The following is a 21,015-nucleotide window of genomic DNA, read 5'->3' as shown; positions in this document are numbered from 1 at the left end:
TCGCATCGCCAATGAGATGAACGGTCGACCAAGACAGACACTTGGCTTTGCCAACCCCGCTGAGGTACTCTGGCAGACCGTTGCATCGACGGGTTGAGCCCGCCGGAGCCGTCAGCCGCAGGCTGTCGGCGGGGGACATTCGCGGAGGGGAGTACACCGTCGGCGTGATCCCGCCCCAAGCCCAAGGTCATGTCATCGGCCACTGCATTCAGCTACTGCCGACACCCCGCCGCCCCAGCCATGTGCTCAGTCTTGCGGCTGGTCAGCGCTGCATCCCGGCCATCGCAGCCTGGATCAACGCATGCACCTGCGCATTCGAATCGTCATACGCGCGCGCGCTGTCCCAGTCGGTGATCTGCGCGAAGTGCTCGGCCACGCCGTCCACCGTGCACTCCTTCGGTCCGAGATAAACCGCCGCGGTGTCCTCGATGCGGCAGGCCGAGAAGGCGCCGCCGCCGGCCGACAGTGTCGTCTTCAAAGGCGCGTCTTCGCTCACCAGGAACAGCGCCGCGGGCGTCACCTGTTCGGGCTTGATGGCGTCGAGCATCGCGGGCGGCAGCACGTCCTCGGTCATGCGCGTGGCGGCCATCGGCGCGATGGTGTTGACGCGGATGTTGTTCTTCTTGCCTTCGATCGTCAGCATATGCATCAGCCCCACCAGCGCCATCTTGGCCGCGCCGTAGTTGGCCTGGCCGAAGTTGCCGAACAGGCCCGAGGCCGAGGTCGTCATCAGGATGCGGCCGTAGTTCTGCTCGCGCATGATTTCCCACACGGCCTTGGTGCAGTTGACCGAGCCCATCAGGTGCACGTCGACCACGGCCTTGAAGTCGGCGATCTCCATCTTCGAGAAAGTCTTGTCGCGCAGGATGCCCGCGTTGTTGACCAGGATGTCGATGCGGCCGAACTCGGCCTTGGCCTGTTCGACCATCGCCAGCACCTGTTCGAAGTCGCACACGTTGGCGCCGTTGGCGATGGCCGTGCCGCCGGCGGCGCGGATCTCGTCCACGACCTTTTGAGCGGCTTCGGAAGAAGCACCCTGGCCATCGCGGCTGCCGCCGAAATCGTTGATCACCACCTTGGCGCCGCGGCGCGCCAGTTCCAGCGCGTGCGCGCGGCCGAGGCCATTGCCAGCACCCGTCACGATGGCCACCCGGCCGTCAAATCGAATCGTCATGTCGTTACCTTTTTTCAAGAAGTGAGAGAGGGGGAAGGAGGCTGTGATCAAGTCCGCGGGGGACTGATCAGAGCCTCCATGGATCAGGGGAAGCGCCGCGTGATCGACTCGGCCACGCACACGGGCTTGGGCGCGCCTTCGAGCTCGATCGACATCTCGATGAGCATCTGTGCGCCATTGCCCTCCAGCGGCTCCCAGCTCAGCAGCTTGAAGTGCCCACGCAGGCGGCTGTTGACAGGCACCGGCTTCATGAAGCGCACCTTGTTGAGCCCGTAGTTGACGCCCATCGTGCTCTTGCGGATCTCGAAAGCCGTCGCAAAGAAGGCCGGCAGCAGGCTCAGCGTCAGGAAGCCGTGCGCGATCGGCACGCCGAAGGGGCCGCTCTTTGCGCGCTCCACGTCCACGTGGATCCATTGGTGGTCGCCCGTGGCATCGGCGAACTTGTTGATGCGCTGCTGGTCGATCAGCAGCCAGTCGCTGGTGCCGATCGTTTCGCCGACCAGCGGCTTGAGGTCCTCGAGGGTTTCGTAGCTCTTCATGGAAGCGTTCCGGTTTGAATGTGCTTCATAGGTTAAGCAGCCACGCTCCGAAGAGATCCCCCCTTCTTTGGAGGGGCGCCGTGCAAGAGGCGCTACTCAATCAGCCCCTTGTTCCGCGCCCAGGTCAGCGCGTCGTAGCGGCTGGACATACGCAGCTTGGCCAGCACATTGCGGATGTTCCACTTCACCGTTTCCGGCGTGATGTTGAGCGTCTGCGCGATGCGCTTGCTCGACATCGCCTTGGCCACCAGGCCGAGGATTTCGATCTCGCGCGGTGTCAGCGTGACGGCGTCCGTGCCGGCAGCACGGGACGCCGACTTGCCCTTGTCCTGCGCCACAGGGGTGGGCGCGCCGCATCTACGCAGCAGGTCGTCGACAAAAGGCGCGAGGCGCCCGTCAAGGCGCGTGCCCGCGGCGCGCAGGCTCGCAAGCAGTTCGCCGACCCGCGCGCCCTCATCCAAGAAGGTTCGCACCAGTCCGGCCGGCGCGCCCGCCTGCACCGCACGCGCCAAGGCATCCAGCGCCTCTTCGTCGCGCTTGAGATAGTCGAGCGTCAGCGCGGACAGGATCTCGGCCTGCGCCAGCATCCGCACGCGCCCGAAGGCCTTGGCGAACTGCCGCAGCGCGTCCAGCGCCCGCAGCGCGTCGTCGGGACGTGCGTCGACCAGCGCCAGGCGTGCGCGAGCCAGCGCGGCATAAGCCGGGATCTCGGCATGGAAGCCTTGGGCATCACGCTGCAACCCGGCCAGTGCATCGAGCTTGCCGACCAGCTCCGTGGCGCGCGCTCGCTCGCCAGACACCAGCAAGACCTTCACCTGCTCGGCCAGCATGGCTGCGACCAGCCGGTCGAGGCCCAGGCTGTGGTAGTGCGCCTGCTGCGCATCCAGGAAGGCCAGCGCCGGTGCAGCGCCCAATTGCAGCACGTCGAGCCGCGCAGTGCACAGCGCGGCGTGGATCATCGTTCCGGGCGAGGACGAACGCAGCACGCCGGTGCGGTTGGCGAGGATTTCACGCGCTTCGTCGATGCGATCGAGCTCGTAGTAAGCATTTCCCAGCGTCGCCGCACACAGGTTGGCGCTGATGGAGCGGCGCCCATAGGCGGTCTCGGCGCGGGCCAGCACTTCGGCCCCGACGCGGGCAGTTTCCTTCGCGTTGCCCTCGATGCCCCAGACGGTCGCGCGCACCGATTGCACCACCAGCGCCATGTCGTTCTCGCGGTCGTCAGGCGGGATCGGGTTGTCGTCGAGCAATCGATGCGCGTCGGCGTAGCGGCCGGCCGCCGCGTAGGCCGTTGCCAATGCCGACACATGCACGTAGCGCAGGAAGCGGTTTTCCGTCGGAACCTTGTCCAGTGGCTCCAGCAGGTCGATGACGCGCTGCGTGTTGTCGCGCTGCAATGCGACCGCAGCGTCCGCCAGCGCAAACCGGGAAGAAATCGCCGGGGCCTTGGCCGCTTCGCTTTCACGGATCTGCGCGATCCAGCGTTCGGCCTGCGCCGGGCGGGCCGTCAGCGCATAGGTCAGGCAGGCCAGGAAGAACAGGCGCGGATACTGGTGCAGGGCGTCCAGTGGAAGGCGGTCGAGCAGGTTGAGCATGGGGCTGATGTAGCCCAGGCTCCAGGTGCTGGGCGCCGCGTTCTCGATCGATCGCACCGCGAATTCGAGGTCGCCGCCCAGGATGGCATGACGCACCGCTTCGACCAACAGTTCCTGCTCGGCAAACCAGTGGCTCGCGCGGCGGTGCAGTTCCTTCGCCTGCTCCGGCCCGCGCTGCGCCAGGCGGGCCGAAAGAAATTCGCCAAAGAGCGGATGGAAGCGATACCAGGGCGTGCGGTCGTCTGAGTCGACGCGGTAGATCAGCAGGTTTTCATCTTCCGCCCGCTTGATCAAGGCCCCGGCTTGCCCATTGCCCGTGACCGCAGCCGCGAGCCCTGCGTTGAAGCGGCGGCAGACCGACAGCATTTCCATGAAATCGGTGAAGTCGGCCGGCAGGTGCGCGATGACGTCTTCGGCCAGGTAGGCCTGCAGGTCGCCCAGCTTCCAGCCAAGGTCCTGCAGCGTCGCGCGGGTCTGGGGCCGGCTGCGCAGCATGACGGTGATGAGTTGCAGGCTGGCGGGCCAGCCGCTGGTCAGGTCGTGGATCAGCCGCAACTCGTCGGCGCTCAGCTTCACCGTGCTGATGTTCTGCTCGAAGAAGATCCGCGTTTCCTCCAGGTCGAAGGGCAGCTCGGCCAGCCCCAGCTCGGCCACCTTGTCGAGCACGCGCAGGCGGCCGATGCTGAGCGGCGGCGCCATGCGCGAGGCCACGGCAATGTGCAGGTTGGGCGGGCAATGGTCGAGCAGGCGCTGCATCAGCTTGTGCGCCCACGGGTCCTCGACGTGGTGGTAGTCGTCGATGATGAGGTAGAGCTCCTTGGGCAGCCCCTGCGCGCCGTTGACCGCGGTGGCGACCACGGCCTCGATCGACTTGCTGCTGCCGCCTTCGAGGAGCATGTCGTCCTCGACCGGGATGCCGAGGCGTTGCAAGGCGGCGAGGAGGTAGGCGCAGAAGTTGGCCAGCTGCTTTTCTTCCTGCCCAAGCGACAGCCATGCAACCTCGGCCCCCTCCTTCATCAGCTCCTGCCGCCATTGGGCCAGCAGGATGGTCTTGCCGAAGCCGGCGCTACCCGTCACCAGCGTGAAGGTCGCGCCGCTCATGCCGGCCAACTGTGCCAACAGTTGCTTGCGCGGGATGTAGCGCGCCCCGATGCGCGGGGGCGCAAACTTCGTCGAAACGAGGAGATTGTCGAAATTCATCGGACGGCGAGTATGCGAGCTTCCGGGGGCCGGCGATACCCCCACAGGCCTCATGCGCCTTCGATGATCACACTGCGCCCGGAACCCGCCCAAGCCTGTGCAAGGGCAAGATAGCGATCCTCGATGACGCTTCGGCGGATCTTGAAGCTCGGCGTCAGGAAGCCGTTGTCCACCGACCAGGGCTCATCGACCGCCACCAGGTAGTCGAGCTTCTCGTGGTCCTCGAGTTCGTCGTTGACCACCTGACGCAGCTGATCAAGCTCGGCCACGAGGGCCTCGCGCGACACCGGATCCTTCAGCTCGCGGCGTCCGTCCGCCGACAGCATCAGCAGCGCGAAAGGCTGCGCACTGGCCGGACCGGTCACGCACACCGCCTCCACCTTCGGATGCGCGAAGCGGTTCTCGATGGGCGCGGGCGCGACGTACTTGCCCTTGCTGGTCTTGAAGATCTCCTTCACGCGGCCGGTGATCTTCAGGCGCCGCAGCTCGTCCTCCTCGCCACGGTCGCCGGTCCTGAAGTAGCCGTCCGCCGTCATGCTCTGCGCGGTGAGTTCGGGCTGCTTGTAGTAGCCCATCATCAACGTCTCGCCCTTCATCTGGATCTCGCCGCCCTCGCCGATGCGCACGCTGCAGCCGAGCGCGGGCTCGCCGCAATAGCCCAGGCGCACGCGGCCCGGCTGGGTCAGGTGAGAGTGGCAGAAGTTCTCCGTCATGCCGTAGACGTCGCGCAACTCCAGGCCAAGCTCGAGATACCAGGCAATGATTTCCGCGGGCAGCGGCGCGGAGCCGGTGAAGGCGATGCGCACCGCATCGAGCCCCAGCATTTGAAGGATCTCCTTCTTCGTTTGGGCCGAGGCAGTGGGCTGCGCGAACAGCAGCTTCTGCTTGTCCAGCGGCAGCTTGGCGCACACGCTCTGGTAGAACTTGGTCCACAGCCGGGGCATGGAGATGAACAGCGTGGGACGGGCGCGCCGCAGGTCGGCGGCGAAGGTCTCCAGGCAGTCGTTGAAGAACAGGTGCAGGCCCTGGCAGATGACATGCGTCTCGACGAAGGCGCGCTCCGCCGCGTGCGCCAGTGGCAGGTAGGACAGCATGCGGTCGGCCGGGGTGATCTGGCAGTACTCGCCCGACAGCTTCGAATAGGCCCCCATGGTGCCGAAGCTGTGCATCACGCCCTTGGGCATGCCCGTGGTGCCGGAGGTGTAGATGATGGTGGCCAAGTCGGCCGCATCGGGCAGGTGCACCGCCTGCAGCGGCGCATGCTTACCGGTCAGCACGTCCCACTCCAGCGGCAAGGCGCAGGGCGACATCGGCATGCCCACCATCGGCACTTCGGCCGGCACGATCTTGCGGATCTCGTTCCAGGAATCGGTCTTGCCGTCGAGCTTGCCGACGAAGAGCAGACGCACGTCGCAGTGCTCGAGGATGTAGCGGGCGTTCGTGGCGCTGATGGTCACGTAGATCGGCACGGACACGTGACCCGCCATCCAGATCGCCAGGTCGGCCATGACCCAGTGCGCACTGTTCTTGCCGACGATCCCGATGCTGCTGCCGGCCGGCAGGTTGAGCGACTGGAGGTAGGCCGCCATGCGCCGGGCCTGGTCGCCGACCTGGCGCCAGGTGAAGTCCACCACGCTGCCGTCCGGGCGCGGCTCGGTCAGGAAGATGGCCTCCGGTTGCGTTTTCTCCCAGTGGAGGAAGCGGTGCACGGGGGTGAAGGTGTTCTGGTCGCTCAAGTCTGTCTCCTGTCTTGTTTCTTTGCTGGCGCCCCCAAGGGTCGCGCCTTTCGTGTCGCGTGGCGCCGTTCGACCGCGCGGATCTCAGGCGAGCACGGCCCAGTCCCGCAGCACGTCTTCGGTGTGCTCGCCACGGCGTGGCACCGCCGCGAGCGGCGCCGCCGGCGTGCCGGAAAAGCGCGGCGCCGGGTTGGCCTGCAGCACGCCATCGATGCGGCTGTAGACCCCGCGGTGCGCCATGTGCGGATGCGTGGCCGCCTCGTCCGGGTCCAGCACGGCGGCAAAGCAGGCGTCGCTGCCTTCCAGCAGTTCACACCACGCGTCGCGCGTTCGCGTCGCGAAGATCCTGGTGAAGCGCTCGTGCAGCGCTGCCCAGCGGCGGGGGTCGTACGGATCGGCAAAGTCCGGATCGTCCGCAAGGCCGAGGTGCTCCAGCAGGATGCGGTAGAAGCGCGGCTCCAGCGAGCCGATGCTGACGAAGCGGCCGTCGGCGCAGCGGTAGGTGCGGTACCAGTGCGGGCCGTCCAGCAGGCTGGCGCCGCGCTCGCTGGTGAAGCGTCCGCCAGCCTTCAAAGCCAGCAGCAGGTTCATCATGTGCGCGCTGCCGTCGACGATGGCCGCGTCGACGACCTGGCCCTGGCCGGTGGCACGCGCGTTCATCACGCCCGCCAGCACGCCCACGGCAAGGTACATGGCGCCCCCGCCGATGTCGCCCACCAGGCTCGGCGGCGCCATCGGCGCTTCGCCGGGCTGGCCCGAATACCACAGCGCGCCGGAGACGCCGATGTAGTTGATGTCGTGCCCGGCGGCATGCGCCAGCGGTCCGTCCTGACCCCAGCCGGTCATGCGGCCATACACGAGCCGCGGATTGCGCGCCAGGCACACGTCAGGACCCAAACCCAGGCGCTCCATCACACCGGGGCGCATGCCTTCGATCAGCGCGTCGCAGCTTGCGACCAGGTCGAGCACCGTCCGGACGCCCTCGGCCGTCTTCAGGTCGATGGCGATCGATCGCTTGCCGCGGTTGCTGATGCCCTGGGCACCGAGATCCAGGTCCTCGGCGCCAGCCTGCAGGCGGTCGACCAGCACCACATCGGCGCCGAGGTCCGCGAACAGCATGCCGCAAAAAGGCGCCGGGCCGATGCCGGCGATTTCGAGGATGCGCAAGCCGGCCAGCGGGCCGCCCTTGTTCATGTTCATGTCTCTCATTTCCATCGTTGCGTGGTTCAGGCGAACGCGCCGGAGATCGCGGCGGCGCAAGCCGCTTCGTGGCGGTCGGCGCTGCCCAGCAGCAGGTCGGCGACCACGGCACGCTTGAAGTAGTGGCCCACGAGGTATTCCTCGGTCATGCCGATGCCGCCATGCAGTTGAATCGCCTGGCCGCAGACGGACTTCGCGGCACGGCCAGTGAAGGCCTTCGCGGCCGCCAGCGTCTTCTGCAAGTGCGGCCCTTGCTGGTTGTGCATTGCGGCCAGCGCTGCGAACAGCATGGAGCGCGCAAGTTCCATCTCGGCCGCCATGTCCGCGAGGCGATGCTGCAGCGCCTGGAAGCTGCCGATCGGCACGCCGAATTGCTTGCGGGCCTTCAGGTAGTCGGCGGTGACTTCGATGGCCTTTTCCATCGCGCCGACCTGCTCGGCGCACAGCGCAACGATGGCGTGGGCGATGCCTGCCTGCAATGGCGGCAATCCGTTGTCCGGTTTGCCCAGCACTGCGTCGGCAGCGACCTCAACGCCATCGAACACCAGTTCCGCCGCGTGACTGCCGTCGTGCAATGGAAGATCCTGGCATTGCAGGCCCGGTGCTTTCGCATCCACCAGCAGCAGGGTGATTCCGGCCGAGCCGGGCACCACCGCGGAGACGATGAATTCATCGGCTTGATGGCCGCCCAGTACCAGCGACTTGCGGCCATGCAGCACGTAGCCGCCCGGCTTGGGCTCTGCACGCAGCGAGACAGGCGTCGGCATGCCGCGCGAAGCGGCTTCGCTGTAGGCCAGTGCGATGCGGCGCGAGCCATCGGCCAGTAGCGGAAGCAGGCGATCATTCTGCGCAGGCGTGCCGCCGGCGACCAGCGTCTGTGCGGCCAGCACGGCGCAGCCCAGCCAGGGCTCGATCACCAGCCCGCGGCCGAACTCCTGCGCGATGATCGCCGTGTCGACCAGCGATCCGCCCAGACCGCCGAAGGCTTCGGGCAGCGCAGCGGCCAGCCAGCCGTTGTCGGCAAAGGTCTGCCAATGCGCCGCGCTGCCGCCCTGCCCTGCTTTCACCAGCGCGGCGCGCGCCTCGAAGCCATAGGCCTTGTCGATGAAACGCCGAACGCTGTCTTTCAGGAGTTGCTGCTCCGGATTCAGTTTGAAGTCCATGGTTCGTCGCTCAGAGTTGGAACAGCAGCTTGGCGATGATGCCGCGCTGCACTTCGCTCGTTCCGCCGTAGATGGTGGACGCGCGGCGGAAGAACATGTCGTTGGCCAGGCCCCGGGCCACGTCCTGCCCCGGCAACTGCACATCGGTGTCGAGTTCGGGGTGCGGATAGGCCACCGCCCCGTGGTCGCCGAGTGCTTCCACGTGGAAGTCGGTGAGCTTTTGCTGCAATTCGGTGCCGCGGATCTTCAGGATCGAGCCCAACGACAGCGCATCGGGGTGATGTTCCATCTCCAGCGCCACGACGCGCTGCACCAGCATGTCGATCGCCATCAATTCGGCTTCCAGGCGCGCGAGCCTGAGCGCGAACTCGGGCCGCTCGCGCAGCCGCTCGCCGCCCGGGCCCTGCAGGTCCGCCAGGCTGTGGATCTGCCGCAGGTAGCGCTTGAGCGACGGCACCTCGGCCGCCGACGCATGCTCGTTGTTGAGCAGGAACTTGGTGATCGTCCAGCCCGCGCCCTCCTGGCCCACGAGGTTGGCCGCCGGCACCCGCACGTTGTCGAAGAAGGTCTCGTTGAGGTGGTGGAAGTCGTCGATGCTGCGGATCGGCCGCACGGTGATGCCCGGCGTCTTCATGTCCACCAGCAGGAAACTGATGCCAGCCTGCTTCTTCACTTCGGGGTTGGTGCGCACCAGCAGGAAGATCCAGTCGGACTCATGCGCGTAGCTGGTCCAGATCTTCTGGCCGTTGACGACGTAGTGGTCGCCATCGAGCTCCGCCCGCGTGCGCAGCGAGGCCAGGTCCGAGCCGGAACCCGGTTCGGAAAAGCCCTGGCACCACAGCCGCTCGCCTTCGAGCACGGCCGGAATGTGCAGCGCCTTCTGCGCCGGCGTGGCGAACTCGTTGAGCACCGGACCCAGCAGTTTGTGGACGAAGCCGTCCTGCGTGGGCGTGCCGACGGCCGCGCATTCTTCGTCGAAGACCTGCATCTGCTGCACCGACCAGCCGGTGCCGCCATGCGCCTTGGCCCAGTAAGGCGCGCCCCATCCGCGGGCATTCAGCGCCTTTTGCCAACTCTTCACATCCGCAGGCGCCGAGCGCGTGCTGCGCGGACGGTTGGTGAGTGCTGCCGGAAGACCCCGGAGGAACTCGCGCACCTCCAGGCGAAACGCCTCCAGGCCGGGATCGGGATCGAAGTCCATGCCGGCCTCAACTCCTGTACATCGTCACGACCGCGGCACCGCCGATGCCGACGTTGTGCTGCAACGCGATGCGCGCGCCCGGCACCTGCCGTTCCCCGCAGTTGCCGCGCAACTGTTGCACCAGTTCCACGCACTGGGCGAGGCCCGTGGCGCCGATCGGGTGCCCCTTGGAGAGCAGGCCGCCCGAGGGGTTGGTGACGTACTTGCCGCCATAGGTGTTGTCGCCATCGTCGACGAACTTCTGCGCGCCGCCTTCGGGGCACAGGCCCAGGGCTTCATAGGTCATGAGTTCGTTGTGCGCAAAGCAGTCGTGCAGTTCGACCACGTCCACGTCCTCGGCGCCGATGCCTGCCGACTCGTAGACCTTGTTGGCCGCCGCACGCGACATCGAGAAGCCCGCCAGGTCGCGCATGTCGCCTGACTGGAAGGTCTCGGGGCCGTCGGTGGTGAGCGCCTGCGCGGCGATCCACACGCGGGAGTCGAGCTTGTGCTTCCTTGCATAGTCCTCGCTGCACAGAACGACCGCCGCCGCGCCGCAGGTGGGCGGGCAGGCCATCAGCCGCGTCATCACGCCGGGCCACACCACCTTGTCGGCCATCACTTCCTCGGTGGTCACCACCTTGCGGAACACCGACATGGGGTTGGCGGCGGCGTGGCGGCTGGCCTTCGCGCGGATCTTCGCGAAAGTCTCCAGCGGCGTGCCGAAGCGGCGCATGTGCTCCAGGCCACCGCCGCCGAAGATGCGCAGCGCCGGCGGAATGTCCTGGCCGCCCAGCAGCTTGTCGAACTGCTGCATGAAGTTTTCGGTCGGGTTCGGGCGATCCTCGAAGTTGGAGCCCAGCGCGCCCGGATTCATCTGCTCGAAGCCGACCGCCAGCACGATGTCGGCGTCGCCCGCGGCAATCGCCTGGCGCGCCAGGTAGATGGCGCTGGAGCCGCTGGAGCAGTTGTTGTGCACGTTGATGATCGGAATCCCCGTCATGCCGACGTCGTAAAGCACGCGCTGGCCGCAGGTAGAGTCACCGTAGATGTAACTGGCATAGGCCTGCTGGATGGATTCGTAGCCCACGCCGGCATCGGCCAGCGCAATGCGCACGGCCTGCGCGCCCATCACGGGGTAGGTCTCGCTGGCGCCCGGCTTCTTGAAAGGGATCATGCCGACCCCGGCGACGACGATCTTGTTGCTCATGTCTTGGTTCCTTCTTGCTGAACGCACGCGTTCAGACGAATGCGCTGATGCCGGTGAGCGCGCGCGAGATCATCAGCTTCTGGATCTCGGTCGTACCGTCCGGAATCGGGATCACGATGGCCTCGCGCGCCAGCCGTTCCACGTCGAATTCCTTGGTCAGGCCGTTGCCGCCATGCAGTTGTACCGCGTCCCGGCACACCTTGACAGCCATCTCGGTGGCAAACCACTTGGACATCGAGGACTGCACGTCGCAGCGCACGCCCGCGTCCATCATGGAAAAGGCACGCATGCACATCAGGCGCGCGGCATCGGTGAGCGTGGCCATTTCGGCGATCTTGGCGGCGATCAACTGGTGCGCGGCGATGAACTTGCCGAATTGCTTGCGCTCCTTCGAGTACGCGATCGAGGCTTCGAGCGCCGCGCGCATCAGGCCCACCGACAGCATGCCGACGTTGGCGCGCGCCTTCTCGAACATCTTCATGGTGTTCTTGAGGCCCGCTCCGCGTTCCCACACGATGCAGCTGGCCGGCACGCGGCAGTCGGTGAAGAACACCTGCGCGGTCGACTGCCCGTTCATCGCGATCTTGTCGATGTTGCGCGACTCGAAGCCGTGCTCCTTGCGGTCGACCATGAAGTGCGTCAGCTCCTTCGGGCCGGTGCGCGCGGTGACGGTGAGGAAGTCGGCGTAGTGGCCGTTGGAGATCCAGGTCTTCTCGCCGTTGATGATGAAGTGGTCGCCGTCTTCCTTCGCGGAAGTCTTCAGGTCCGCGACGTTCGAGCCCACGTCGGGTTCGCTGATGCAGGCGCCGCCGAAGAGCGTGCCGTTCAGGATGCCGGGCAGGTACTTGTCGCGCAGGTGCTGCTGCGGCAGGTCGGCCAGGAAGTTGGCGGTGCCCTTGTTGATCATCACGCACAGCGCGACGTCGCAGGACACGGCGCACAGCTCCTCGAACAGCAGCGCCTCCATGACGTAGCCCAGGCCCATGCCGCCGTGCTCCACCGGCACGCTCGCGCCCGGCAGGCCGAACTCGGCGATGCCCTGCGTGATCTCGCGCATCTTTTCCTTGGGGATGTGCTGGTCGCGGTACTGCCTGACGATGGGACGCAGCTCGACGTCGAGGAACTTGCGGAAGCTCTCGACCGCCAGCTTCTGGTCCTCGGTGATCATGTTCATGTTCATTTGAATTCTTTCGGTGTTCAGGCGCGGGCGAAGATGCCGACGTGCTCCGTGGCCTCTTCCACGCGCCACAGGCCGCCGCCATTGCCCTGGATGGCGATGCGCGCGCCTTCGACCTGGCGGGGGCCGCATTCGCCGCGCAGTTGCGAGACGAGTTCGAAGATCTGGCCGAGGCCCGTGGCGCCGATCGGATGGCCCTTGGATTCGAGGCCGCCGGAGGGGTTGACCGGGATGGAGCCGCCGAGGGTGGTCTCGCCGCGTTCGGCCAGTTCCCCACTGGAACCAGGTTCGCGCAGGCCCATCGCCTCGAAGGAAAGCAGTTCGCCGATGGCGGTGGCGTCGTGCACTTCGGCCACGTCGACGTCCCTGGGCGCAACGCCTGCCTGCTCGAAGGCGTCCTTCGCGGCAAGGCGCGTGCAACCGGCGTCATGGTCCTCCGCATCGCGGGCCGAGGCCGAGCGCACGACGCTGGCCAGCACCTTGACGGCGCGGTTGCGGTCGAAGCCGTACTTCTTCAGCGCCGACTCGGTACAGAGGATGGCGGCCGATGCGCCGTCGGAAATCGGCGAGCACATCGGCAGCGTCAGCGGATAGGTGATCGGCGAGGCGGCCAATATTTGCTCGATGTCCATCGGCATGCGGTATTGCGAGCGCTCGTTGTGCACCGAATGGCCGTGGTTCTTGGACGCGACGGCAGCGAGCTGGCGTTGCGTGATGCCGTAGCGAGCCATGAGGCCGCGGCCCAGCGAGGCGTACACGTCCATGAAGGGGCTGTAGGGCTTGTCGGACTGCGAGCCGGCGGGCGGCACGATGGCCTTGCCCATGGCAGCGAGGTAGCCCTTGTTTTCCTCGAAGGTCTCCACGTCCCAGGCCGATTCGAAGCACGAGAACATCTTGGCCTTGTCGCTCGTGTACATCTTCTCGGCGCCAACGGCCAGCGCCACGTCGGCCGCACCGGCGCGCAATTGCATGACGGCGAGGTTGAAGGCGTGGCTCGACGATGCGCAGGCGCCTTCGAGGTTGTAGATCGGAATGCCTTCGATGCCCAGCGGCAGCAGCGCGACCTGTCCGCGGATCATGTGCTGGCCGTCGAAGTGGCCTTGCGTCGTGTTGCCGAAGAAGGCGGCGCGAATCGCCTTGCGGTCGCAGTTGGCGTCTTTCAGGGCGTCTTCCACCGCCCACGCGGTGAGCTGCTTGACGTTCTTGTCCATGTGGCGGCCAAAGGTCGTCATGCCGACGCCGACGATGTAGATGTTTTCCATTGCTCGGGGACTCCGGTGTTCTTTGCTTTCAATAGCCGCGGAATTGCGGCTTGCGCTTTTCGGCGAAGGCGGCGAGGCCCTCCTGGATGTCCCAGGAGCGCTGGTGGTTGCGCAGCTCGAGTTCTTCGTCACGCAGCGCATCGCGCGCCGTCTTGTCGGCCGCTTCGTTGGCCACGCGCTTCATGCGCGTGAGCACGATCGGGCTCTTGGTGGCCAGCTTCTCGCCGAGCGCCTGGGCGCGGGCCGACAACTCGGCATCGGCCACGACTTCGTTGACCAGCCCGTACTGCTTCATCTCTTCGGCCGGCAGCGAGTCGCCGGTGAACAGCAGGTACTTGGCCACGTTGGCCGGCACCTTGCGCGGCAGGATCGCCGCACCGCCGCCGCCGGGGAACACGCCGAAGTTGGAATGCGCGTCGCCGAAGCGCGCGCTCTGGCCGGCAATCACCAGGTCGCAGCACATCACCGCTTCGAGGCCGCCCGCCAGCGCCAGGCCGTTGACGGCCGCAATCACGGGCTTGGGAAATGCGCGCAGCAGGTTGAAGAAGTCGACGATGACGTCGAGGTAGTCCTTTTCACCCGGGCCGACCGGATTGCCGGCCTGCTTGAGGTCGGCGCCTGCGCAGAAGGCCGCGCCGGTGCCGGTAATCACCACCACGCGCACGGCGGCGTCTTGTCGCCATTGCGACAGCATCGCCGTCATGTCTTCCACCATCTCGCGCGTCAGCGCGTTCATCGCCTTGGGGCGCTGCAAGGTGATCCAGCCCACCTGCTCTTTCGTCTCGAACACAACACTCACGATGTATCTCCTTGCTTGATCCGTCTTGAGGTTCAGTCTAGGAGGCCATCGCCCCGGCAGTGCCTCCCCTTTCGAGGGGGGAAGGCCCGGGGGTGCGCAAGCGCTCGCCTCCCAGCAGGAAGTGCGACAGCGCGGGGATGAGGATGAGCGCGCCGAGCATGTTCCACACGAACATGAAGGTCAGAAGGATGCCCATGTCGGCCTGGAACTTGATGGGCGAGAAGGCCCACGTCACGACGCCTGCGGCCAGCGTCACGCCCACCAGCGCCACCACCTTGCCTGTGAATCGCAGCGCATGGCGATAGGCCTCGGCGAGCGTCGCCCCCTCCCTTTGCTGCGCGAGCTGGATGCTCAGCAGGTACAGCGCATAGTCCACGCCGATGCCCACGCCCAGCGCGATCACCGGCAGGGTCGCCACCTTCACGCCCATGCCCAGCGCGACCATCAATGCCTCGCAAAGGATGGAGGTCACCACCAGCGGCACCACGGCGACCACCACGGCCCGCCAGCTGCGGAAGGTGATGAAGCACAGCACGATGACGGCGCCGTACACGTACAGCAGCATCGTCGTGTTGGCCTCCTTCACGACGATGTTGGTCGCGGCCTCGACGCCGGCGCTGCCGGCCGCCAGCAGGAACTGGCGATCCGGCGTGCTGTGCGCCCTGGCAAATTCATCGGCCGCCTTGACCACGCGGTCCAGCGTCTCGGCCTTGTGGTCGGCCAAGTAGGCCACCACGGGCATCACCGAGCACTGGTTGTTGAACAGGTCAGGGTTGCTGGTGGAGGCGGTGCGGGCCGCGTAGTTCAGCACGTCCTGGTTCGGCGAGATCGACAACCACTTGCTGCTGCCCTCGTAGGAGCCCGCCGTGATCTTGCGCACCGCATCGGCCAGCGAGACGGTCGTCTGCACACCGGGCACCTGTTGCAAGGCCCAGCCCAGGCGGTCGGTCTCGATCAGCGTCTCGTAGCCCAGGCAACCCTCGGGCGGGGTCTTCACGATCACGGCGAACTGGTCGCTGGAGAGCGAATACTTGCCGGTGATGTAGGCGTTGTCGAGGTTGTAACGCGACTGCGGCCGCAGCTCCGACGCACCCGCATCGAGGTCGCCGATCTTCAGCTGGGTGCTGACCGCAAAGCCCCCGATTGCCAGCAAGGCCGAGAACGCGATCGCGCCGATGGCCCAGCGCCGCTCGGTGAAGCGTTCGAGCAGCTTCCACATGCCGCCCTCCTCCCGCTGCTCGGCGCGCAGGCTTCGCGCGGCTGCCTTGGGGCTGACGCCGGTGTACGACAGCATCACCGGCAGCAGGATCAGGTTGGTGACCACCAGCAGGGCCACGCCGATGCTCGCCGTGATGGCCAGTTCCTGGATGACGGGGATATCGATCAGCATCAGCACCGCGAAGCCCACCGCATCGGCGGCCAGCGCGGTCAAGCCCGCCAGGAAAAGCCGGCGGAAGGTGTAGCGCGCGGCCACCAGCCGGTGCGTGCCGCGGCCCACGTCCTGCATGATGCCGTTCATCTTTTGCGCGCCATGGGACACGCCGATGGCGAACACGAGGAAGGGCACCAGCACCGAATACGGGTCCAGCTCATAGCCCAGCACCGTCACGAGCCCGAGCTGCCACACCACGGCAATGAGCGACGCGGCCAGCACCAGCGCGGTGCTGCGCACGCAGCGCGTCCAGCCGAAGATGATCGCGGCGGCAATGACGGCGGCCACCGCGAAGAACACCACCATCTGCTTCAGGCCGTCGAGCAGGTCGCCCACCACCTTGGCGAAGCCGACGATGCGGATCTCCACATCCGCGCCGCCCTGCCCGTTGGCGTACTTCGCGCGAACGTCCTCCAGTCGCTGCGACAGGGCCCAGTAGTCGAGCGGCGCGCCGGTGCGAACGTCCGTGTCGGCCAGCGGCACGAAGATCAGGCTCGACTTGTAGTCGTTGCCCACCAGGCTGCCCAGGATCTGCGCGCGGGCGATGTTCTGCCGCAGCTGCTCGATGTCGCGCGGCGAGCCCGCGTAGTTGTCGGGCATCACCGGGCCGCCGGTGAAGCCTTCCTCGGTCACCTCGTTCCAGCGCACCACCGGCATCCACAGCGACTTGACGTTGGCGCGGTCCACGCCCGGCGTGAGGAACAGTTCGTCGTTGATCTTCTTGAGCGCCTGCAGGTAGGCCGGCTCGAAGATGTCGCCGCGCTTGTTCTCGACCACCACGCGCACCGCATTGCCGAGGCCACGCAGTTCGCCGCGATGGTCCAGAAAGTTGCGGATGTAAGGCTGGTTGTGCGGAATGGTCTTGTCGAATGCGGCGTTCAAGGTCAGCCGCGTGGCCTGCCATCCGAGCACCAGCGTGGCCAGTACGCACACGAGGATGACGAACAGGCGATGGTTGAAGATCAGCCGTTCGAAGCGGCTGCCCGAGTGGCGGTCGAAGTCCTTCAACGCGCGGACGGTCGGCATGTCGGTTTGGGTGTTGAGGTTCATGGTTTTTTCGGCGCCTGGCGCTCTCTGTTCACTTCAGTTCCTGCATCCGGACACCGCCCACGCCGGCCAGCGCCAGCGTGCGCTTGCCCTGCTGCGCGACGGCAAAAGCCGGTGCGGTATTCGCGGTCTTGACGCGGGCAAAGCTCGCGCCGTCGTCGGTGCTCAGGAGCACGTCGCCGGCCTGGCTCACCAGCACGATCGCGCCGTCCGGGCGCACGAGGCCGCTTGCCAGGCCCGCATTGACGCCGGTGTCGACCTTGGCCCAAGTGGCACCGCCATCGGTGCTGCGCCACGCATTGCCACGCAGCCCGAACACCACCGTCGCGCCCGGCGTGCCGACGACGCCGAACAGCGTGCCCTGGTACGGAAGCGGCACGTTCACGAAGCGCTGGCGCTCGCGATCGAGCTTGAGCACCAGCCCCTGTTCACCCACGATGAAGACCGATCCACCCGCCGGACGCACGGCATAGAGGTGCAGGCCCTTCGGGTTGTCGATGCGGTCGAGCCAAGGCGACCATGTCTTGCCGCCGTCCCCGGTACGCAGGATCAGGTTGAACGCGCCGACGGCGAAGCCCTTCTTGTCATCCTCGAACCACACGTCGAGGAAAGGCTTGTCCGCGCCTTGCGCGGCGAAGGCCTCGGCGTCGGCCTTGAGGCGCTGCGCCGCTGCGTCATCGGTCCTGGCAGGCGTTCCGTACTGCTTGAGGATGAGCGCGGCAGCCTGCTTGCCATCGAGCTGACGGTCCCACGATTGCCCGCCGTTGCTGGTGTGGAGCACGACGCCTTCATGGCCGACGGCCCAGCCTTCGTTCGCCACGGGAAAGCTCAGCGCCGTCAGGTCCGAGCTGACCGGAACCTGCGCCTGCTTCCATGCGGCGCCATCGTCCGAAAGCAGGATGTGGCCGCGCTGGCCGGCGACCACCATGCGATCGCCGGCCATGGCGAGCGCGTTGAAGGTCACGCGCGTGGCCAGCGCGCTGCGAGCCGCCGGCACTTGGGTCGGCGCCTGAAAGACGGGCTCGGCCGAGACGGCCTTTGCCGCAAGCGCGGCGCACAGCGCCGCCGCTGCCCATTGAGCTTCCCTGAAAAACATGCTTGTCTCCAATATTTCCATCAATTGCGCCCTCCCAATGCAGCGGCCGTGACGGCTGCGCCGTCACGGCCATCGACACTGGATTTCGGCGCTGTGTGGTTTAACGAACGCCCTGCGACGCGAGGCTGTCCGCGGTCCAGTCGGAATCGGGCTGGGCGGTGTCCATCACCTTGACGCCGGCAGTGCCCGGCCACAGGTTGACGTAGTAGGTGCCGGCCAGCAGGTCATAGTGGCCGGCCGTCATGTTGTTGGGCGCCAGCCGGTCGTAGTTCTGCGTCGGATAGGCGAAGCCCGCACGCCACAGTTGTCCACGGCCGTCGTACTGGTCGCTGGCCGTCACGGCCCACGTGTCTTCGTCGAGGTAGAAGGTGCGGCGCGAATAGATGTGGCGCTTGCCTTCCTTGAGGGTCGCATCCACCACCCAGACGCGATGCAATTCCCAGCGCACCACCGACGGGTTGATGGACTTCGCCTGGAACACGTCTTCAGGCTTGTCGTTGTAGACGAAGCGATAGTCGTTGTACGGGATGTACATCTCCTTCTTGCCGACCAGCTTGAAGTCGTAGCGGTCCAGCTTGCCGCTGAACAGGTTCACGTCGTCGATGGTCGACTGGCCGCCCGTGCTGGCATTGGGCGTGTCGTAGGCGAGGTCGGGTGCCAGCCGCACGCGGCGCTGGCCGGGCAAATATTGCCAGGCGCGTCGGCCATTGGTGGCGTAGTCGATCGGCTCGAGCGTCATGATCGCTTCGCCGGCACGGCGCGCGGGGCCGGTGTAGTTGGCACGGGCACGGCTGACCAGCGTGGCTCCGCCGTCCTTGTCCTGGTAGTAGGGGGACTCGGTGGTCCAGACACCCTGCGTCGAGAGCGCGAGCTTGCCGGCACTGTCCACGTTCCACGCCGAATACTTGGGCAGCACGACCGAGATGCCCTGGTAGCGGGCGATGTGGTTCAGCATCGCCTCGTTGCCGCTCTTGGGAATCGGGAACGGGATGCCGGCCCGCGCGCCCAGCGAGCTCAGGCCATCGTCGGAAATCTTCGCGCGTGTGGCATTGGCCACGGAGTTCTCGAGCACGGACTTCGGATAGGCCGCGGTGCGATGCGTCGGGTAGACCTCGATGCGGTACTCGGGAATGGCCTTCATCAACGCCTGCGTGCCCGCGCTGAGCTTGTCGGCGTAGGTCGCCATGTTCTTCGCGTCGATCGAGTACAGGGGCTTCTCGCTCGCGAAGGGGTCGGGACGCACGTTCTTCGACTTGTCGAAGCCCGACGGCGCGGCGGTAAGGCCGCCCGTGTATTCGGGGATGGTGCCCTCCTTGTTGCCGGCCTTTTCGGCGCCGACGGCGGTGAGTTCGGCGCCGAGCTTCCTGGCTTCGTCAGCCGATACCCCGGCATGGATTGCGCCCGTCCAGGTCGCCAATGCGCCTGCACAAAGCAGGGCTGCTGCTGTCTTGTTGGTCATGTGATGTCTCCGCTTTAAAGCGTGGTCTTGAAGGTGAGGAAAATGGCGCCGCGATCGCGCAGGTAGGTGGTCGTGCCGTTGGCAACGGCAATGGCGCCCGCGGCGTTGAGGGTGTAGTCGCCGAAGTAGCCGATGTACTTCAGGTCGAAGCGGTACTTGCTGTAGAGGTCCAATCCAAAGCCCACCCCGTAGCTGCCCGCGTTCTTGTTGCCGCCGGAAGCCACGGCGGAGTTGCCGCTCAGGCCGACGGAATAGCTCAGCGGCATCGACAGGTCCGCGCCCGGGAACACCTGGTACCAGGTCGGCGTGAAGTTGATCGCCAGGCCGAAGTAGTCCTTGCTCACCTTGTCGATGGCCGTGTAGTTGTCGCGGCCCTTGAAGTACTGCGCGCCTTGCGTGACCGAGGTCCAGCGGTTCCAGGTGAGTTCGCTCGACCAGGTGGCGCTGTTGAACAACGGCGTGGCCGCCACCGAGCCGATCGCGTTCAGCACGCCGTGCACGGTGTCGCCGCGCGCGCCGAGCAGGTCGCCGGCCTTGGGCAGCGCGCTGGTCGAGGTGATCTGCACGATGTCGCTGTTGAGCGGCATGTTGCGGCGGTAGTTCAGGTCGGCACCCACGCTCACGCCGGCGATTTGCTTGGCCAGGCTGAGGCCGTACATGTCGATGTCATCGCCATACGTCAGGAAGTACTGGCGCGGCGCGGTGGCCTTCACGACGACCTGTGGCAGCTTGTCGGAGAAGTTGCGCACGTAGAAGCCCATCGTGCCGTCGAGCCACATCGGGCTCCAGCGCGACATCAGGCCCCAGTCGCCACTGTCCTTGGGCGTGAGGTCCGGGCCGCGCAAGGCGCGCACGCCGGGTGCCAGCAGCAGCGATTCGCCGCCGTTCTGCAGGGCGTCGTTGAAGCCCAGGTAGCTGCCCGTTTCGGGGAAGCGGCTGGCATCCCACTGGAAGAAGTACTGGCCGCCGAAAGTCAGCTCGGATGTTGCCTGCAAGGTGCCGGACACCTGGCCCAGCGGGCGGTACAGCTCCTTGGCCTCGATGCCGGGGCTGGCGAAAGACTTGGCCAGGTCCAGCGGCGCCTGGCCGTAGGTGACGCCGTGGATGGCGCCGCCGCCCAGCAGTGCCTCGCCCCAGTTCACCGTGTGGCGGCCTGCACGCAGGCTCAGGGGCATCGTGCCGAGGTCGAAGCTGCCGAAGACAAAGGCGTCGAGCAGTTCGCCCGAGGGGCCCTTGTAGTAGCGCTCGGTGTAGTCGCTCAGGCCCAACGCCGGCTGGCCATTCACCATGTGGTTGGAGGTGGCCAGGCTGGTGTTGTCGAGCTTGCCCGAGTAGGCGTTGTCGTACCAGCCGGCGCCGCTCACGCGTGCGCCGAATTTCTTCTGGTAGACCACATCGAATTCGCTGAGCACGTCAACGCGGTTGTTGACCGTGCTGTGCGGGGCGAAGTTGCGGTCGCCGTCGTCCGCGTTGATGTTCTTCAGGATCACCGGATCCTGACCCTGCACGCGGTAGCCGTAGTTGTAGCGCACCGTGTTGTCCCAGCGCACCTGCAGGTCGTCGTTGCCGGTGTCGAATTCGAACGCGTTGGCGTTCATCCATGTGCCGGCGCACAGGGCCAGTGCCGCGGCGCTCAGGGCGTGTCGGCGAATCTCGGGGCGTTTCATTTTCTTGAATTCATTCATGTTGGAAAAAATCTCCTCAGCTCAGCTCTTGTTCTCAAATTCCCTGATGTCCAGTGGCATG

Annotated in this window: 15 protein-coding genes; all 15 read right to left on the bottom strand. The window is 66.3% G+C overall.

The features are described from left to right. Positions 1-262: 262 nt before the first annotated feature. The 15 genes from QTI66_RS36940 to QTI66_RS36870 all read right to left on the bottom strand — a co-directional run bounded on the left by QTI66_RS36940 (position 263) and on the right by QTI66_RS36870 (position 20,954). Entirely contained in the window at positions 263-1,174 is a 912-nt protein-coding gene (locus tag QTI66_RS36940) for an SDR family oxidoreductase (RefSeq protein WP_286565343.1), read from the bottom strand. Positions 1,175-1,257: 83 nt separating this feature from the next. Further along, on the bottom strand, positions 1,258-1,713 hold the full coding sequence (locus tag QTI66_RS36935; RefSeq protein ID WP_286565342.1) for a MaoC family dehydratase: 456 nt from the start codon (positions 1,711-1,713) through the stop codon (positions 1,258-1,260). Between the two features lie 92 nt (positions 1,714-1,805). After that, entirely contained in the window at positions 1,806-4,508 is a 2,703-nt protein-coding gene (locus QTI66_RS36930; RefSeq protein ID WP_286565341.1) for a winged helix-turn-helix domain-containing protein, read from the bottom strand. Between the two features lie 50 nt (positions 4,509-4,558). Continuing rightward, complete coding sequence (locus QTI66_RS36925) at positions 4,559-6,244, bottom strand: AMP-binding protein (RefSeq protein ID WP_286565340.1); 1,686 nt, start codon at positions 6,242-6,244, stop codon at positions 4,559-4,561. Positions 6,245-6,328: 84 nt separating this feature from the next. Beyond that, a complete protein-coding gene (locus tag QTI66_RS36920) occupies positions 6,329-7,444 on the bottom strand; it encodes a CaiB/BaiF CoA transferase family protein (RefSeq protein ID WP_286565338.1) in 1,116 nt (371 codons plus the stop codon). 26 nt (positions 7,445-7,470) lie between these two features. After that, the gene (locus tag QTI66_RS36915; protein WP_286565337.1) at positions 7,471-8,607 is read right to left on the bottom strand and encodes an acyl-CoA dehydrogenase family protein; all 1,137 of its coding nucleotides are present in this window, start codon (positions 8,605-8,607) and stop codon (positions 7,471-7,473) included. 10 nt (positions 8,608-8,617) lie between these two features. Further along, positions 8,618-9,808: an acyl-CoA dehydrogenase family protein gene (locus QTI66_RS36910; protein ID WP_286565336.1), complete on the bottom strand. Its 1,191-nt coding sequence runs from the start codon at positions 9,806-9,808 to the stop codon at positions 8,618-8,620. Between the two features lie 7 nt (positions 9,809-9,815). Further along, on the bottom strand, positions 9,816-10,997 hold the full coding sequence (locus tag QTI66_RS36905) for a lipid-transfer protein (RefSeq protein WP_286565335.1): 1,182 nt from the start codon (positions 10,995-10,997) through the stop codon (positions 9,816-9,818). Between the two features lie 31 nt (positions 10,998-11,028). Then, on the bottom strand, positions 11,029-12,177 hold the full coding sequence (locus QTI66_RS36900) for an acyl-CoA dehydrogenase family protein (protein ID WP_286565334.1): 1,149 nt from the start codon (positions 12,175-12,177) through the stop codon (positions 11,029-11,031). A 17-nt stretch (positions 12,178-12,194) separates the two neighbouring features. Further along, on the bottom strand, positions 12,195-13,436 hold the full coding sequence (locus tag QTI66_RS36895) for a thiolase family protein (RefSeq protein ID WP_286565333.1): 1,242 nt from the start codon (positions 13,434-13,436) through the stop codon (positions 12,195-12,197). Between the two features lie 28 nt (positions 13,437-13,464). After that, positions 13,465-14,235, bottom strand: a complete 771-nt coding sequence (locus QTI66_RS36890; RefSeq protein ID WP_286565332.1) for an enoyl-CoA hydratase/isomerase family protein — start codon at positions 14,233-14,235, stop codon at positions 13,465-13,467. Positions 14,236-14,272: 37 nt separating this feature from the next. Continuing rightward, positions 14,273-16,717, bottom strand: a complete 2,445-nt coding sequence (locus QTI66_RS36885; RefSeq protein WP_286565331.1) for an efflux RND transporter permease subunit — start codon at positions 16,715-16,717, stop codon at positions 14,273-14,275. A 28-nt stretch (positions 16,718-16,745) separates the two neighbouring features. After that, complete coding sequence (locus QTI66_RS36880) at positions 16,746-17,810, bottom strand: WD40/YVTN/BNR-like repeat-containing protein (protein WP_286565330.1); 1,065 nt, start codon at positions 17,808-17,810, stop codon at positions 16,746-16,748. 100 nt (positions 17,811-17,910) lie between these two features. Beyond that, entirely contained in the window at positions 17,911-19,269 is a 1,359-nt protein-coding gene (locus tag QTI66_RS36875; RefSeq protein WP_286565329.1) for a DUF1329 domain-containing protein, read from the bottom strand. Positions 19,270-19,283: 14 nt separating this feature from the next. Continuing rightward, a complete protein-coding gene (locus QTI66_RS36870; protein ID WP_286565328.1) occupies positions 19,284-20,954 on the bottom strand; it encodes a DUF1302 domain-containing protein in 1,671 nt (556 codons plus the stop codon). Positions 20,955-21,015 lie beyond the last annotated feature (61 nt).

It is taken from the genome of Variovorax brevis (genome assembly GCF_030317105.1).
Classification (GTDB): Bacteria; Pseudomonadota; Gammaproteobacteria; order Burkholderiales; family Burkholderiaceae_C; genus Variovorax; species Variovorax brevis.
This window is presented reverse-complemented; position numbering and strand designations above follow the sequence as displayed.